The organism is Pseudomonas sp. LH21 (genome assembly GCF_036549575.1).
GTDB lineage: Bacteria > Pseudomonadota > Gammaproteobacteria > Pseudomonadales > Pseudomonadaceae > Aquipseudomonas > Aquipseudomonas peradeniyensis.
In genome coordinates this window covers 2741830-2758368 of sequence record NZ_CP144367.1, presented here as the reverse complement: position 1 = coordinate 2758368, position 16539 = coordinate 2741830, and the positions used below count along the sequence as shown (strand labels likewise).

Sequence of the window (16539 nt, the reverse complement as noted above, 5' to 3'; positions counted from 1 at the left end):
CCTGTAGGAGATCGCCCCGCACTTCGGGCTGCGCTGTCGCGCAGGGAACAGGGTTGACAGCATCAACAGCGTGGGAGCGGGCTTGCCCCGCGATGCGGTGTATGGCACCGGCATAGCCGGTGATCCGGGCGGTGCGGCGTTCCGACAAGCCCGCTCCCACGTTTCCCCAGTTAAATCAAGAAATTAAGTTTTTTCCATGAGAGCGCAGGGCTGGTCACCACTGGCGCTTGTCCGGGCGGGTCAGGCCGAGTTTCTCGATCTTGTAGCGCAGCATGTCCCGCGAAAGCCCCAGCAAACGCGCCGACTTGGTGACGTTCCAATCGGTGCGATCAAGCGTGCGGCAGACCATGTCGCGCTCCATGTCCGGCAGGCTGGCGGCGCTCGGGGGCTCGTGGCGCGGCGCTTCGAATGCCAGGACCTGCGCCGGTTGCGCCTGTGGCTCGTCGACCAGGGTCAGACACAGGTTCAGCTGATGGGCGCCGATCACCTCGCTGGGCGCCAGCAGCACCGTCTGCTCGAGCATGTTGCGCAACTCGCGCACGTTGCCCGGCCAGCCGTAGCCCAGCATCAGCGCTTCGGCCTCGGCCGAGAAGCGCAGGTTGGGCTTACCGTAGCGCCGCCCGTGGTGGGCCAGGAAATGCCGGGCCAGGCGCAGGATATCCTGCCCGCGCGCGTGCAGGCGCGGCACCTTGAGGGCGATGATGCGCAGGCGGAAGAACAGGTCGCGGCGGAACTTGCCCTGCTGGACCATCTGCTCGAGGTTGCAGTTGGTGGCGCTGATCACCCGCAGGTCGACCTTGCGCTCCTTGACCGCGCCGATGCGGCGGATGGTGCGATCCTCCAGCAGCTTGAGCAGCTTGGCCTGCAGCACCAGGTCCATCTCGCCGATCTCGTCGAGGAACAAGGTGCCGCCGTCGGCCGCCTCGACCAGGCCTACACGGCGCTCCTTGGCATCGGTGAAGGCACCCTTTTCATGACCGAACAGCTCGGCCTCCAGCAAGTTGGCGGGGATCGAGGCGCAGTTGAACTCGATAAACGGTCCCTTGGCCCGGCTGCCGTCGAAATGCAGGGCGCGGGCCACCAGTTCCTTGCCGGTGCCGGTCTCGCCCTCGACCAGTACTGGCGGCAGGTCGCCGCTGGCCATGCGCTGCTCGGCTTCGAGCAGCTGGCGCAGGGTGTGCTTGAGCTCGAGCATGGCCGGCGACTCGCCGATCAGCGCCTGCAGTCCGGACTTCTGCGCCTCGCGCTCCTGGTAGAACGACAGCGTGCGCTCCATGCGCTCGGCGGCCAGGGCCTTGTCCAGCATCAGTTTGAGCTCGGCCAGCACCACCGGCTTGGTCAGGTAGTGGAATGCCCCCTCCTTCATGGCCAGCACGGCGTCCTCGACGTTGCCGTAGCCGGTCATCATGATCACCTTGAGCTCCGGCGCCTGTGCCACCAGCGTGCGCAGCAGGTCGTGGCCGCTCATGCCGGGCAGCGAGTTGTCGGTCAGCACGGCGTCCGGCTGGGCGCGCTTGATCTGCTCCAACGCCAGCTCCGCGCTGTGGCACACCGTGACCTCGAAGCCTTTCAGGCTCAGGTAGGTGCGAATGTTATCGGCAAGGATTTCATCATCCTCGACCACCAGGATGCTGTGCTCCATGGTCCCCTCCCGCTGCAATGTTGAAAGTCAGGCTGACGCGGGTTCCTTCCTCTTCGCGGCTGGTCAGTTCGACCGCGCCGCCAAAGCGTTCCATGATCCGCTTGACCAGGGCCAGGCCGACACCCAGCCCGCCCTGCTTGGTGGTGAAGAACGGCTTGAACACCATGCGCCGCTGCTGCTCGCTCATGCCCTTGCCGGTGTCGCTGAGCTGCAGCTGGGCCTGCTGGCCTTCCAGCTGGCGCACCTCGGCGCGCAGCTCGCCGCCCTGGGGCATAGCCTCCAGGGCGTTGGCGAACAGGCTGTTGAGGATCTGCGTCAGTTGCAGCGGCTGGCTGGCCACCCATTGCGCTGGCGGCCCATCGAAGGCGAAGCGCACGCCGTTGCGCTCGATCTGCGGGGCGAAGGTCTGGCGCGCATCCTCGATGGCCGCCACCAGGTCCACCGATTCGGGCTCGTCGCTGGCCGGGCGCAACGATACCAGCAGGTCGCGGACCCAGCGCGACATGCGGTCGACCTGGGTAATGATATCGCCGATGTTCTTCTGCGCCGCCGGGCTGGCGATGTCCTGCGCCAGTTCCGCGCTGGAGCGGATGTTGGCCAACGGGTTGCGCAGGCTGTGGGCCACCGCCGAGGACATCTCGCCCAGGGCCACGTAGGTCTCGCTGGCCACCAGGCGGTCCTGCTGGTGGTGCAGCAGGCTGGCGGCGCGGCGCACGATCCAGAACAGGCCGAAGTAGATCAGCGCCCCGCCGACCAGGGTCGAGGCCCAGATCAGCACATAGCCGCGCTGGATGCGCCGCACCAGGTCCTGGGGTTCCTTGTAGATCTCGACCATCGCCAGTACCTGCTCGCCCTGACTGTCGAACAGCGGGATGTAGTTCTCGATGAACAGGTGCCGGGGCTCGCGCTGGAACTTCTGCTCCTCGCGATCCTCGTCGGCCTTGTGGTAGCTGGCCGATACCGACTGGCGCGAATGGAAGGCATGCTCCAGGTCGTCGTCCTCGTCGATGCGCTTGCCGATCAGGTTGGGGTTGGTCGACCAGACCACCAGGCGGTCGCGGGCATAGACATTGGCCAGCAGGGTGTCGGGCAGGTGTTCGACGTGGTCGAGGAATTCGACCCGGGTCGACTCGGCCAGTTGCGGGGTGAACTGCAGGTGCTGCTGGTCCAGGCGCGGGTCGAGCAGCTCGCCCATGGTGATGCCCGGCGGCAGCTGCGAATGGCGCACCTCGGCCTGGGCCATGGCCTGGATGAACTGGGCGGTGAGCATGGCGTCGCGCTCGACGCTGTCACGCACCACGAAACGCGTCGAGACATATCCCAGCCCGCCGGCGACCGAGGCGATGATCAGCAGGCTGACCAGCGAGAACCAGCGCAGCAAGTTGAACTCGCGCAGCGGCGCGGCCAGCCCGGTGGCGGAAGCGCCGGGCTTGTCGGGGGCATCGTTTTCGAGCGTCTGCATCGCGTCGCTCCCGCCTGGGGGCCGATGAGGGCTATCGGCATGCCCTTGCTACCGATGGTAGCAAAGTGACTTCATTGAGGCCGGGCAGATGGTGCCACCTCAGGCCTGTGTCAGGTCTAGCAAAAAGTCAGCCAGCGCATTGAGTATTTTGTTTTTTGTTATAAATCATAGGCTTGAACTGATTTATTAATGCTGAATGTTGAAAAATTCCCCACTTCTGGGGAGTCGCACCCCATATTTCATAAATTTCTTTTAAAACAATACGTTAAGAAATTTACTTACAGTAAAAAATCACGTTGCTGCCACACGAAAATTCAACAGCACCCGTGTCCCCATCCCCTCGCGACTGCTCAACCGCACCGAGCCACCAAAGCACTCCATGATCCGCTTGACCAGCATCAGCCCCACCCCAACGCCACCCTGCTTGGTGGTGAAAAATGGCCGGAAAGCCATGCGCTGCTGCTGCTCGCTCATACCCTTGCCGGTGTCCGAGAGGCGCAGGCTGAGGGTGCGCCGGTCGTGACGCATCACCTCCACGCGTAGCTCGCCACCCGCCTCCATTGACTCCAGGGCGTTGGCGATCAGGCTGTTGAAGATCTGCCCGAGCAAGGCCGGCTGGCCCAGCACCCGGACCGTCGGCAGGTCGGCCAGTACCAACCGCACGCCACCCTGTTGCAGCGCCTGGCCATGGGCCTGGAGGCTGTCGCGCAGGGCCTGGGCCACATCCACCGGCACGGCCTCGTCGCCAAGCGGGCGCAGCGACTGCAGCAGCTCGCGCACCCACTGCGACATCCGGTCGACCTGGCTGATGATGTCGCTGATGTTCTTCTGCGCCGGGCCTTCGTCGAACGCCTGGGCCAGTTCGGCGCTGGAGCGGATGCTCGCCAGCGGGTTGCGCAGGCTGTGCGCCACCGCCGACGACACCTCGCCCAGGGCGACGAAGGTTTCGTTGCCGATCAGCCGCTTCTGCTGCACCGCCATCAATCGGGCAGCGCGGCGCATGATGCCGTACAGGCCGACGTAGACCAGCCCGGCGCCCACGGCGATGGCCAGCCAGATCAGCAGCAGGCCGTGCTCGATGCGCACGATCAGGTCGTGGGGCTCCTTGTAGATCTCGACCATGGCCGTGACCTGCTCGCCGTCGGCATCGAACAGGGGGATGTAGTTCTCGATGAACAGCTGTTCGGGCGGGGTGACGAACTTCTGTTCGCTGCGCGCCTGCTCGAAATCGTGGTAACTGGCCGACACCCGCATCTTGTACTCGAAGGCTCGGTCGAGGTCGTCGTCCGACTCGATCAGCTTGCCGATCAAGGCCGGGTTGCTCGACCAGATCACCGTGCGGTCAGGGGCGTAGATGTTGGCCAGGAGCATGTCCGGCAGGTGGGCGATATGGTCGAGGAACTCGCCCCGGGCCCGGCGCCGGGCCTCGGGATCGACGTCCGACAAGGCGTGGTCGGTACGCGGGTCGAGCAATTCGCCCATGGTCCGCACGTTGGGAATCGACACATGGCGCACTTCGGCGTCGGCGATGGAGGTGATGAACTGCGCGGTGAGCAAGGCATCGCGCTCGACGCTCTCGTCGATGATGAAGCGGCTGGAGATCAGGCCCAGCCCGACACCCACCGAGAGGATGATGGCCAGGCTCACCCAGGCGTACCAGCGCAGCAGGTTGAATGGCTTGCGCGCCTGGCCGGTGTCGGCGGGCAGCAGTGTGTCGGGACGGGGGGCGAGGTCCATGGCGGGCTCCGCGGCTGGGCACCTCTAGAGGTTATAGCCCAGAGTTGGGGGAAGCATGGGGTGTCGGGTGGGCTATTAGTCGCGTGAAGGCTGCCAGGTGTTCGCTGCAAGGCTCGCGATGGACACCTTGAAACCCACCCCCTCAAAGCGGCGCATCCTCGGCCAACCCCCGCAACAACCGATACTCACGCAACACCGCCGGCACATATCGCCGCGTCTCGGCAAACGGCGGCACCACCCGCCCCCGGCTGAGCACCGCATCGGGCCCGGCATTGTAGGCCGCTACCGCCAGGGTGATGTCGTTGTCGAACAGCTTGAGCATGCGCTTGATATAGCGCGCCCCGCCCTGCACGTTCGACGCCGGGTCCAGCACATCCGCGACGCCCATCTCCTTCGCCGTGTCCGGCATCAGCTGCATCAACCCCGCCGCCCCCTTGGCCGAACGGGCCTTGGGGTTGTAGCCGGACTCGGCCTTGATCAGCGCATGCAGCAGCGCCGGCGACACATCGTTGGCCAGGGCCGCGGCCGCCACCAGGTCGGCATAGGGCCGCCCGGTGACCAACTGGGCGTTGACCGGCCCGCCAGCCACCCCGCGCTCCTTGATCACCCGTTCATAGTGCCGTCCTGGCCGATGCACATTGGACAACACGAAGCCGCCCTTGCCATCGCTGGCAATGTAGATGTCGGCCTGGGCACCAAACGCCATCAGCCCTGCCGCCAGTCCCAGGATCAGTCCACGCATGTCGGTCGCCTCCCGTCGCAGAAGATCAAGAGTGGCCCCCGATGTTGGGGGAAATGCCCCGTGGATCCGGGCTTTACGGCTATGACGCAAGCGCCGTGCCGCCCGCCAGCGTGCATGGCGCAAGGGCCCGGCGCAGACGTGCACGGCTGTTGCATGACAGAGGCAAACGCACTGGAGGGTTTCACCATGCAGCGCAACATCCACGGCCAACGCGGCTTCACCCTGCTCGAACTGTTGGTGGTGCTGGTGGTGCTGGGCCTGCTGGCCGGCATCGTCGCGCCCAAGTACTTCAGCCAGCTGGGCCGTTCCGAGGCCAAGGTGGCACGGGCGCAGATCGAAGGCCTGGGCAAGGCCCTGGACCTCTATCGCCTGGAAGTGGGCCACTACCCCAGCAGCGAACAGGGCCTTCAGGCCCTGGTGGTCGCGCCCGGCGGCGAGGCGCGCTGGTCGGGGCCATACCTGCAGAAAGCGGTGCCCCAGGACCCTTGGGGACGCCCCTATATCTACAAGCAGCCCGGCGAGAACGGCGGCGAGTACGACCTGCTGTCGATGGGCAAGGACGGCCAGCCCGGCGGTGACGGGGAAAACGCCGAGATCACCAGCTGGCAGTGAGGAGCCCGGCCATGCGCTATCAGCTCAAGGCCCTGGGCAGCCAGGGCGTGGTGCAATTGCAGGTGGAGGCCGAGGACAGCGACCAGGCTCGGCGCCAGGCCGAAGACCAGGGCTTGCGCGTGCTCAGCGTGCGCAGCCAGGGCCTGGCCCTGCGCCGCCGCCCGACGGCGTTCGACCTGATGCTGTTCAGCCAGGAGCTGGCCACCCTGCTCGGCGCCGGCCTGCCGCTGATCGACGCCCTCGAGAGCCTGGCCGAGAAAGCCCCGGGCGGCGCCACGCGCAAGACCCTGGAGCAGCTGGTTCGCCAGCTGTATGAGGGGCGCTCGCTGTCCCAGGCCCTGGCCCAGCAGCCACGGGTGTTTCCCGCCCTGTACGTGGCCCTGGTGCAGTCGAGCGAGCGCACCGGCGCCCTGGGCGACGCCCTGAACCGCTACATCGGCTATCGCCAGCGGCTGGACCTGGTGCGCCAGAAACTGGTCGGCGCTTCGGTCTATCCACTGCTGCTGTTGCTGGTGGGCGGCGGCGTGGTGCTGTTCCTGCTGGGTTATGTAGTGCCGCGCTTCAGCCTGGTGTTCGAGGGCATGGGCACCGAGCTGCCCTGGCTGTCGCGGGTGCTGATGCAGATCGGCCTGTTCCTGCATGCCCAGCAACTGCCCCTGGGCCTGGGCACGCTCGCCGGCATCGGCGCGCTGGTCGCCCTGCGTCGCCATCCGGCGCTGCGCCGTGGCGCCGGTCGCCTGCTGCGCCGGCTACCGGCCCTGCACCAGCGCCTGGTGATGTACGAGCTGGCGCGCTTCTATCGCTCGTTGGGGATCCTCCTGCAAGGCGGCATTCCCATCCTCACCGCCTTGGGCATGGCCCGCGGGCTGCTGGGCAGCAGCGCGGCCGAAGGCCTGGAGCAGGCCAGCCGGCGGGTCGCCGAGGGCCTGCCGCTGTCCGATGCGCTGCAGGCCGGGCAACTGGTCACGCCGGTTTCGCTACGGCTGCTGCGCGCCGGCGAGCAGTCGGGCAACCTGGGCGAAATGCTCGAGCGCTGTGCGGACTTCCACGACCAGGAGATCGGCCGCTGGGTCGAGTGGTTCGTCAAACTGTTCGAGCCCTTGCTGATGACCTTCATCGGCCTGCTGATCGGACTGATCGTGATCCTGATGTACATGCCGATCTTCGAGCTGGCGTCGAGCATTCACTGAGCCAGGCGGCGAAGAACGGGTTGCCGAGGTTCGCCGCCGGTCAGTAATCGAAGCGCTCCACCGCCCGCCGCCGCTCGTTGTCATCACGCCGGTCATAGCTCGCCGTGGTCTGGATGTTGGCATGGTGCGCGAGCTTCTGCGCGATCGACAGGTCGTGCTCCTCGATCACCCGGGTGATGAACGCCCGGCGAAAATCATGGGGCATGATCTTGGCCCCCACCTGCGCCCCGCGCTGGCGGGCGATGTAGTAGATCGCGTGCTTGGTGATGCGCGCACGGGTGATATGGCTGCCGCGGCGGATGCGGTTGAACAGGAAGCTGTCGTCGTGCTCGCCGGCTGGCAGGTGCTGGCGGCGCAGGTCGAGCCAGGCCTGCAGCTTGTCGAAGGCCCAGGCCGGGGCGTACTTGACCAGCTGGCGGTTGCCCTTGGCCAGCACTTGCACGCTGCGCTCCTGGAAGTCCACCTGGTCCAGGTCGACGTCCACCGATTCCGACTTGCGCATGCCGGTTCCGTAGAGCAGCGCCAGGATCGCTGCGTCGCGCACGCCCTGGGGGCGCGGGTCGGCGGCGCATACATCCATCAGTTCACGGATCAGGTTGCGCCGCAGGTTGCGTCCCGGCGGCAGGCGGCTGCCACCGGCCGGCTTGACCTCGCGGATCATCAGCAACTGCTCGTGGTCGATCAGCCCCTGGCGCCAGGCCTCGTTCATCACCCCGCGCACGGCATTGACGTACAGCGAGGAGGTATTGGGCGCGTAGCCATCGGCGCGCAGCGCCGCGACCAGGGCGATCACATGGCCGGGCTCGAGACGGTGCCAGGGCACGTCGGCGATATCGCCATCGGCGAAGCCCAGGCGGTCGGCGGCATCCTGCAGGATGTAGCGCATGGTCAGCTGGCTGGACGGGGCCAGGCGGGCAAGGTACTGCAGCAGCGGATTGCGCAGGAGGTCGGTCACAGCGGGGATCCTGTAGCAAAGCCGAATGCGCGGTGGGCGCAAGACGGCGTAAAGCGAGTCGTTTCGACCCTGATCAAGGTCAAAAAGACTACAAATAATAAGAGTCATAATGACTTCACGCAGTGCCATCACCTTGATATTCAAGGCCTTTGAACGCTGGCATGGTTCGTGATGGTACCCCATTCAACCGCTCCGATCGAACCAAGGTCCCCGCCATGCTCGTCCAGCCGATCACCGCTCGCCCACGCCAGGCCCTCTGGGCCCTGGGTTTTCGTCCGTTCTTCCTCGGCGGTAGCCTGTTCGCCCTGCTTGCCCTGTTGCTGTGGGCCGGCGTGCTGGCCGGCGCGTTCCATCTCGACCCGGCGGGCGGCATGCTCGCCTGGCACCGCCATGAAATGCTGTTCGGCTTCGCGGTGGCCATCGTCGCCGGCTTCCTGCTCACCGCCGTACAGAACTGGAGCGGCATCCCGGGCCTGAGCGGCCGGCCGCTGCAGGGGCTGTTCCTGCTCTGGCTGCTGGGCCGGATCAGTTGGTTCCTGCCCTTGTCGGCCTGGCTGCTGGTCCTGATCGAGGGTGCCTTCCTGCCTCTGGTGGCGCTGGCCCTGGCCCGGCCGATCATTCAGCGGCGGCTGCGCAACAACTATCCCATCGTGGTCCTGGTGCTGCTGATCGCCGCCTGCCAGTGGCTGACCCTGGCAGGCGGGCTGCTGGGCAACGAGGTGTGGCAACGGCGCGGCGTGCTGGCCGGGCTGTGGCTGGTGGCGGCGATGATGAGTGTGATCGGCGGGCGGGTGATCCCGTTCTTCACCCGTCGCGGCCTGGGCAACATGAGCCCGGCGCCGGCCCGGCCCTGGCTTGATCGTGCCTGCCTGCTGGGCAGCGTGGCGCTGCCGCTCACCTACGTACTGGGCTTCAACGATGCGCCGCAGCCACTGATGGCCGCGCTGTTCGCCACCCTGGCGGTGCTGCACGGCGTGCGCCTGGCGCTGTGGCATGACCGTGGCCTGTGGCGGGTGCCGCTGCTGTGGTCACTGCACCTGGCCTACGCCTGGCTGATCCCGGCCTGCCTGGGCCTGGCGCTGTGGCATGCCGGGGTGGCGATCAATCCGAGCCTGGCCGCCCACGCCCTGACGGTCGGCGCCATGACCGGACTGATCGTGGCGATGATGGCCCGGGTCAGCCTGGGGCATACCGGGCGGCCTCTGACGGTGCCGCGCAGCATTGGCTGGGCGTTCGCGCTGATCCAGCTGGCGGCGCTGGCCCGGGTCGTGGTGGTGCCGTTCACGCCGCTGGGGCTGGGCTTGTCGGTGCTGTTCGGCAGCGCCGCGCTGCTGCTGTTCCTCTGGCACTACCTGCCGATCCTGCTGCAGGCACGGGTGGATGGCATGCCGGGCTGAACGTCCCGCCTCGGCTGTCGCGCATTGCGTGGGAGCGGGCCTGCCCCGCGATAGTCTACAGTTCAACCCACGCCCATCCGCCAAGGGACCGCATGGCCTTCCACCACCTCACCCGCACTCACCCCCGTCTCAGTATCGCCACCCTGGCCGGCCTGCTCGGTGGCTGGCTGATCCCCGCTGGCGATACCGTGCAGCATATCCTCGCCGGCTGGAACCTCGGCGTCTGGCTGTACCTGGCCATGGTCCTGTGGCTGAGCCTGCGGGCCAATGCCGAGCGGGTGCGCAAGGTCGCCCGTATCGAAGATGAAAACGCCGGCCTGGTGCTGATCACCGTCTGCGTCTCGGCCATCGCCAGCCTGGCCGCCGTCACCCTGCAACTGGTGTCCAGTCGCGGCCTGGAGGGTAGCGCCATGGCCCTGCACTACCTGTACACCGGGCTGACCGTGGCCGGTTCATGGCTGCTGATCGGCTGCATCTTCAGCCTGCATTATGCCCGGCTGTTCTACACCGGCGACCGCCATGAGCCGCCCCTGCGCTTTGCCGACGGCGAGCGCAACCCGGACTACTGGGATTTCCACTACTTCTCGTTCACCATCAACGTCGCCGTGCAGACCTCGGACATCGGCGTCGCCGGCCGAGCCATGCGCAGGGTGGTGCTGGCCCACTCACTGGTAGGTTTCGTGTTCAACACGGCGATCCTCGGCTTTACCATCAACATCGCCGCCGGACTGCTCGGCTAGCACCCGCAGCGCGCAGGCGGCGATGCGCCGGCACACCTGCTCCAGCACATCGGCCTCCAGCACCAGCCCCAGGCGCAGGTGCCCCGCCGCACTCGGTCCGAAACCATCCCCCGGCAGCAGGGCCACGCCCTCCTCGTCCAGCAGGCGCTGGGCGAACGCCTGGGCGCCGAGCCCGCTGCCACGGATATCGAGCATCACGAACATGCCACCGGCCGGCCGATGGGCATGAATGCCCGGGCAGCCCTCCAGCACCGCGCAAACCCGGTCGCGGCGCTGCCGGTAGACCTCGCGCATCCGCCGCACGTCATCCCACGCCTGGTCCAGGGCCACGCAAGCCGCGTGCATGACGAACTCCGGCAGGCCGAACAGCATGCTCATGACCAGGGTACCGAGGTGCCTGGCAAACAGCGCCGGACCGATCACCCAGCCGACCCGCCAGCCGCTCATGGCATGGGACTTGGACAGGCTGCCGATCGACACGCAGCGCTCAGCCATGCCCGGCAGGCTCAACGGGTTGGGCGCCTCACCGTCGTACAGCAGCGCCTGGTAGACATCGTCGCAGACCAGCCACAGGTCATGATGGCGACATAACTGCGCCAGGCGCTCCAGGTCGGCCTGGTCGATCACCACGCCCGTCGGGTTGTGCGGACTGTTGAGCAGCAGGCCGCGGGTGCGCGGGGTGATCGCCCTGGCCACCGCCGCAGGGTCCAGGCGAAACCCCTGCTCCGGGCGTACCGCGACGGGTACGGCCTGCGCACCGCAGGCACCGAACACGCCGTGATAGGTCACGTACATGGGTTCAGCGACGATCACCTCGTCGCCGGGTTCGAACAGGCACTGGAAGGTCGCGAACAGACCGCACTGTGCTCCTGCGGTCACCACCACCTGCGCGGGATCGAGGGGCAGTTGGCTATGGCGCACCACTGCCTCACGCAGGGCGAGGCTGCCGCGCACATCGCTGTAATGGGTGTCGCCACGCCGCAGGCTGGCCACGGCGGCCTCGACCACCGGGGCCGGAGTGTCGAAATCGGGGTCGCCCACCGACAGCAGGATAATCTCGCGCCCCTGTCGGCGCTGCTCCAGGGCCTGGTAGTGAATGTCCCAGGCGGCAACTGCATGGCCGGCAATACGTTGGGTGAGCGTGGAATAACGCATGACTGTCTCCCTGTCTGCCGGCCGACACCGTTGGTCCGAAAAGCGCTGCGGATAAACATAGCAGAGCAACCCTCGCTGCCTGCCGTCCACCCACGGGGAAAACGTTTGCCCCGGCCGATACACACCCACCGTTCATCGTGACAGGACTGTGACCGCCGTCATGCATTAGTACATCTGCCATATTTTCTGGCGATTGCTGCCATGGCAGGTGCTATGGTTACAGTCCCGACAGGCTAGGACGGCCACAGTGCTACTGCTACGGAATCACCGCGTTCAGGACACGAACAAGGAGGCTGGCATGAACAAGATGACGTTCCCCAACGCCTGCCAGGTGATGCGCTGGCATTTCCATCCGCTGGGCTTCGAGGCCAGCATGGATGCCCCGCGCAGCATGGTCGCCCGGCTGTTCGACCGGGCCACTGGCGAAACCCTGCTGGCGATCGCCGGCATTCCCTGCGCCACCATCATGCCCGCCGCCGATGTCGAGCGGATCATCGAGGCGGTGGAGGCCGAGATGGAGACCTTCGACCTGCTGGCCGGCCGCCTGCGTAGCGTCGTCTAGCCCAACTGTTCCTGGCGCGCCTTTAACACCTGCAATCCCTTCATGAACTGCTCGGGCGGCACCGGCTGGCCAAGCAGGTAGCCCTGCAGCGAGTCGCAACCCAGGCGGGTCAGGAAGTCCTGCTGGCGGTCGGTTTCCACCCCTTCGGCGACAATCCGCAAGCCCAGCGCCTGGCCCAGGGCGACGATGGCCGAGACGATCGCCGCGTCGTCGCTGTCCTGCTCCAGATCGCGCACGAAGCCGCGGTCGATCTTCAGCTCGTTGGCCGGCAGGCGCTTGAGGTACATCAGGCTGGAGTAGCCGGTGCCGAAATCGTCGATGGACAGGTCCACGCCCATGTCCGACAGACGCTGCAGCACATGCAGGCTGGCGTCGGCATCGCGCATGGCGGTGGTCTCGGTGATTTCCAGGGTCAGGCGGTTGGCCGGCAGGCCGTTCTCGTTCAGCGCCTGGGCCACGCTGTCGACCAGCCCGGCATGGCAGAACTGGATGGCCGACAGGTTGACCGCGATGCGCCAGTCGTCGTTGCCCTCATCGAGCCACTGGCGCATCTGTCGGCAGGCTTCGCCCAGTACCCACTCGCCGATCGGAATGATCAGGCCGGTCTTCTCGGCCAGGCCGATGAAGCGGTCCGGCAGCATCAGGCCATGCTGCGGATGTTCCCAGCGCAGCAGGGCCTCGGCGCCGATGGGCTGGCGCTGCACGGCGTCGAACTTGGGTTGGTAGTGCAGGCGGAACTGGTTGTGCTCCAGGGCCGTGCGCAAGTCCTGCAGCAATTGCAGTTGCTGGCGCGCGTTGCTGTTCATCGAGGCGTCGAAGAAGCTGTAGCCGTTCTTGCCGGCGCTCTTGGCGTGATACATGGCCGCGTCGGCGTTGCGCAGCAGCTCGTGCTGGTCCAGGCCGTTGCCCGGGTACAGCACGATACCCAGGCTTGCCGACAGTTGCAGGTCGTGCTCGGCCACGCGGAACGGCCTGGCCATCAGGTTGACCTGCTTGACCGCGACGTTCATGGCGTCGTCCGGCTCGTCCAGCTCCACCAGCAGCACGAACTCGTCGCCGCCGATCCGCGCCAGGGTGTCCTGGCTGTGCAGATGGCCGCGCAGGCGGGCCGCCACGGCCTTGAGCAACAGGTCGCCGACATGGTGGCCGAAGGCGTCGTTGACCGGCTTGAAGCCGTCCAGGTCGATGAACATCAGGGCGAAGCAGCCGCCCTGCTCCGCCACCCGGCCCATGGCCTGGTCGATACGGTCGGCCAGCAGCGTGCGGTTGGGCAGCCCGGTCAGGGTGTCGTGCAGGGCCAGCTGGGTCAGTTCCTGGTTGGCCAGGGTCAGCGAACGTGCCAGCTCCGCCGTGCGCGCCTCCAGGCGGGCGTCCAGCACCGAGGTCAGCAGGGCCACCGCCAGCACCGCCAAGGTAGTGATCAGCACCAGGTAGTCCAGGCCATCGCCGGCCAGGCCCGTGGTCAGCGCGCCGCAGAAGCTGCCCGCCGGGAAGTTGGCCGCGGCCATGCCGGTGTAGTGCATGCCGACGATGGCGATGCCCATCACCACCGCCGCAACACCGCGAATCTGGCGCACATAGGGGGTGTGCTGGCGCAGACGGAAGGCGATCCACAGCGCCGCCGCCGACGCCCCCACGGCGATGGCCAGCGACGCGCCGAACAGCGTCGGGTCGTAGTCGATGCCCGGCTGCATGCGCAGCGCGGCCATGCCCATGTAGTGCATGCAGGCGATGCCGGTGCCCATGATCAAGGCGCCGAACGCCAACTGCAGCCACGGCAGCTTCGGCTGGCTCACCAGCCACAGGGCAAAGCCCGAGGAGGCCACCGCGATCAGCAGCGACAAGGCCGTCAGGGTGGTGTCGTAGCCCAGCTCGATCGGCAAGCTGAACGCCAGCATGCCGATGAAGTGCATCGACCAGATGCCGATGCCCATGGCGAACGCCCCGCCACCCATCCACAGGTACACCGCCCGCCCCTTGGCCGTGGCGATGCGCCCGGTAAGGTCCAGGGCCGTATAGGAGGCAAGGATGGCCACGCACAGCGAAATCAACACCAGCGAGGAGGAGTAACTACCGATCAGCATTCGCACTTCCAGGAACAGGCCGAGGGACGGCCCGGGAAAAGCCGATAATTGTACTCAAGCTTTGGCGAAACGCACGGGGTTTTCGCGGGTCTGAATGGATCCAATGATCGGTGCCAGGCACCGCAGGGACTGGGCTAGAGCGCATCGCCCAGTAATTGAAGGCATATTGCCATTGGTCGTCTCGGGTCTCATCGCGGGGCAAGCCCGCTCCCACGCTGTGGAACATGCCTGAATGACTTGCTAGATAGCGTGGGAGCGGGCTTGCCCCGCGATAGCGTCACGACGAAACCCACGCCAAGCGAAGCGACTCCAGCTAATCTCAACAGGCCAACACCCAGAAACCACGCCGCCCCAGGAGCTCGCCATGGCCACCCGCCCCAGGCAGGCAGTGCTGCTCGCCCTGCTTGCCCTCGCACTGTCGCTGACTGCCGGCTGTTCGAACAAACACGCCACCACCCGCTACGCAGCACAAGGTTCCGCCTGCTACGCCAAGGCCCTGCCCAGCAGCGGTGAAGGTGGCCTGGCCTTCGGCCCCACCCTCGCCATGGCCAGCAAGAAGTCACTGGCCAGCTGCGTGCGCTACGCCGGCAGGTCGGGCGGCACGCCGCACACCTGCCAGGTCGTCGTGGCCAAGTGCAAGGGCTGAGCTAGCCCAACGCCTCCTCGATCAGCGCGGCGACCTCCTTGGCCCGCGAGGCCAGCGACGCGTGACTGGCATCCAGGGTGATGACCTTGCGTGCCTTCAACCGCGCCGACATCATCTGCTGGTTGGCCGGCGCGATCATGTGATCCTGGCTGGAGACCTGGTACCACGACGGTTTGTGCTTCCACGCAGGATCAACGATCGAATCGCCAAAGGTGCTCGCCAGCGGCGCCTTCTGCGTCACCGCCATGACCAGCGCCTCGTCCGCCGACAGGTCCTGGCAGAAGCTCTCGTGGAACTTGTCGGTCTTGATCCACAGGTAGCCGTCGCTGTCCGGCGCCAGGTTCGCTGCCGCCAGCGGTGGATGCTGCTGGGTCAGTGCGCCTGGGCTCTCGCCCGCATCGGGTGCGAAGGCCGCGATGTAGACCAGCCCCGTCACATTGTCCTGGTTGCCCGCCTGGGTGATCACCGCCCCTCCATAGGAATGCCCGACCAGCAGTACCGGCCCGCCAACCTGCGCCACCATCTTGCGCGTGCGCTCGGCGTCGTCCGCCAGGGAGGTCAACAGCAACTCCACGGCGCGGACATCCTTGATGCCCTTGCGCGCCAGTTCGACGATCACCTTCCCCCAATGGGCGGCACCACCCCAGAAACCGTGTACCAATACGACCGTTGGCTTGCTCATGGATGAACACCTTCGCTAGGGAAACAGGGATGTGATTCGCCGCAACAGCATAGGCCACCGATTACCGCGCCTTGGATCAAAGGCATTGGACGGCACCTGCGCAAATGACGCAAAAGCCTATTGGCCCGCCTGCTGGCGTTGCCAGCGTTGCAGGTTCTCGACCACCAGTTGCTCGGGCAGCGGGCCTGCAACCAGCGCCTTCATCTTGCGCGCCAGCTGCTCGCGCAGCATCGGCTTGTTGCAGCCGGACTTGTGTGACAACGCCAGGTACAACCCTTCGCTGGAGACTGGTGGTTCAAGCACCTCGAGCGCCTGCTCCTTACCCAGCGTGCGAGCCAGGGCCAGCCCGGGATAGTGTTCGAAGATCACATAATCGCTGCGTTTGAGCAGCAGCTTCTGGAAAGCCTGGGTGACGCTGGGCACGGCCTCGAGGTTGAGCTGCGCCCGGGCGTAGTCGTCGAAGGCCTGGCCGTGGCTGTTGTTGACCAGCGTTCCGCCACGTCGCCCCTTGAGGTCGGACCAGTCGCTATAGGCGAAACCCTCCCCCTTGCGCACCCAGACCACACTGGAGTTGAACAGGAACGGCGGGCTGACGAAGTCCACCAGCAGCTCTCGCGCCTGGGTGCGGAAATACCCGGCGAGCATGTCGACGCGCCCGCTGCTCACCTCTTCCTGGGCCCTGGACCAGGGTCCGACATACACCACGTCCACCACCAGGCCGAGTTCCTTGGCCACCTGCTTGAGCAGGTCGGCATTGGCGCCGATCAGGCGCTCGGGGTCCTGCGGGTCTCGCCAGAGGTAAGGGGGATACTCCGGATTGCCAGTGGCGGTGAGGTGCTGACAGGCATCAGCGGCGACGGTGATCCTGGGCACCATCGCCAGGGCGAACGACAACATCACAGACAGGCCCAGACAACGTCCGCTCATTGCGTT

15 protein-coding genes are annotated in these 16539 nt (G+C 66.4%); 6 read left to right on the top strand and 9 right to left on the bottom strand.

Going from position 1 to position 16539, the window contains the following annotated elements; translation table 11 throughout:
- Positions 1-214: 214 nt before the first annotated feature.
- The 4 genes from VUG52_RS12685 to VUG52_RS12670 all read right to left on the bottom strand — a co-directional run bounded on the left by VUG52_RS12685 (position 215) and on the right by VUG52_RS12670 (position 5583).
- Positions 215-1642, bottom strand: coding sequence for a sigma-54-dependent transcriptional regulator (locus VUG52_RS12685; RefSeq protein ID WP_262952323.1), 1428 nt, complete (start codon positions 1640-1642; stop codon positions 215-217).
- Positions 1611-3104, bottom strand: coding sequence for a sensor histidine kinase (locus VUG52_RS12680; RefSeq protein WP_050705942.1), 1494 nt, complete (start codon positions 3102-3104; stop codon positions 1611-1613). Before VUG52_RS12680 ends, VUG52_RS12685 begins: the two co-directional genes overlap by 32 nt.
- A gap of 291 nt (positions 3105-3395) precedes the next feature.
- On the bottom strand, positions 3396-4841 hold the full coding sequence (locus VUG52_RS12675; RefSeq protein WP_050705943.1) for a sensor histidine kinase: 1446 nt from the start codon (positions 4839-4841) through the stop codon (positions 3396-3398).
- 142 nt (positions 4842-4983) lie between these two features.
- Positions 4984-5583, bottom strand: a complete 600-nt coding sequence (locus VUG52_RS12670; RefSeq protein WP_050705944.1) for a lytic transglycosylase domain-containing protein — start codon at positions 5581-5583, stop codon at positions 4984-4986.
- Positions 5584-5769: 186 nt separating this feature from the next.
- On the opposite strand from VUG52_RS12670, the gene gspG reads away from it, so the two are divergent.
- Together gspG and VUG52_RS12660 are read left to right on the top strand one after the other, a co-directional pair.
- Complete coding sequence (gspG, locus tag VUG52_RS12665; RefSeq protein ID WP_050705945.1) at positions 5770-6195, top strand: type II secretion system major pseudopilin GspG; 426 nt, start codon at positions 5770-5772, stop codon at positions 6193-6195.
- An 11-nt stretch (positions 6196-6206) separates the two neighbouring features.
- A complete protein-coding gene (locus VUG52_RS12660) occupies positions 6207-7385 on the top strand; it encodes a type II secretion system F family protein (protein WP_331833050.1) in 1179 nt (392 codons plus the stop codon).
- A 40-nt stretch (positions 7386-7425) separates the two neighbouring features.
- Here VUG52_RS12660 and VUG52_RS12655 read toward each other — a convergent pair whose 3' ends face one another.
- Complete coding sequence (locus VUG52_RS12655; protein ID WP_050705947.1) at positions 7426-8340, bottom strand: site-specific integrase; 915 nt, start codon at positions 8338-8340, stop codon at positions 7426-7428.
- 215 nt (positions 8341-8555) lie between these two features.
- On the opposite strand from VUG52_RS12655, the gene VUG52_RS12650 reads away from it, so the two are divergent.
- A complete protein-coding gene (locus VUG52_RS12650) occupies positions 8556-9737 on the top strand; it encodes an NnrS family protein (RefSeq protein WP_331833049.1) in 1182 nt (393 codons plus the stop codon).
- A gap of 92 nt (positions 9738-9829) precedes the next feature.
- Positions 9830-10477 carry a DUF1345 domain-containing protein gene (locus VUG52_RS12645; RefSeq protein WP_050705949.1) on the top strand — a complete coding sequence of 216 codons (648 nt, stop codon included), beginning with the start codon at positions 9830-9832 and terminating at the stop codon, positions 10475-10477.
- Here the strand turns inward: VUG52_RS12645 and VUG52_RS12640 are convergent.
- Positions 10403-11632 (bottom strand): pyridoxal phosphate-dependent aminotransferase, encoded by a 1230-nt coding sequence (locus VUG52_RS12640; protein ID WP_262952319.1) that lies wholly within the window; start codon positions 11630-11632, stop codon positions 10403-10405. The genes VUG52_RS12645 and VUG52_RS12640 overlap by 75 nt on opposite strands.
- 298 nt (positions 11633-11930) lie before the next feature.
- On the opposite strand from VUG52_RS12640, the gene VUG52_RS12635 reads away from it, so the two are divergent.
- The gene (locus tag VUG52_RS12635; RefSeq protein ID WP_050705951.1) at positions 11931-12194 is read left to right on the top strand and encodes a DUF1652 domain-containing protein; all 264 of its coding nucleotides are present in this window, start codon (positions 11931-11933) and stop codon (positions 12192-12194) included.
- On the opposite strand, the gene VUG52_RS12630 is transcribed toward VUG52_RS12635, so the two are convergent.
- Entirely contained in the window at positions 12191-14278 is a 2088-nt protein-coding gene (locus tag VUG52_RS12630; protein WP_050705952.1) for a putative bifunctional diguanylate cyclase/phosphodiesterase, read from the bottom strand. The genes VUG52_RS12635 and VUG52_RS12630 overlap by 4 nt on opposite strands.
- Positions 14279-14642: 364 nt before the next feature.
- On the opposite strand from VUG52_RS12630, the gene VUG52_RS12625 reads away from it, so the two are divergent.
- Positions 14643-14924: a hypothetical protein gene (locus VUG52_RS12625; RefSeq protein ID WP_050705953.1), complete on the top strand. Its 282-nt coding sequence runs from the start codon at positions 14643-14645 to the stop codon at positions 14922-14924.
- Between the two features lies 1 nt (position 14925).
- Here VUG52_RS12625 and VUG52_RS12620 read toward each other — a convergent pair whose 3' ends face one another.
- Together VUG52_RS12620 and VUG52_RS12615 are read right to left on the bottom strand one after the other, a co-directional pair.
- Positions 14926-15606 carry an alpha/beta hydrolase gene (locus VUG52_RS12620; protein ID WP_331833048.1) on the bottom strand — a complete coding sequence of 227 codons (681 nt, stop codon included), beginning with the start codon at positions 15604-15606 and terminating at the stop codon, positions 14926-14928.
- Positions 15607-15723: 117 nt separating this feature from the next.
- Positions 15724-16533, bottom strand: coding sequence for a substrate-binding periplasmic protein (locus VUG52_RS12615; protein ID WP_331833047.1), 810 nt, complete (start codon positions 16531-16533; stop codon positions 15724-15726).
- Positions 16534-16539 lie beyond the last annotated feature (6 nt).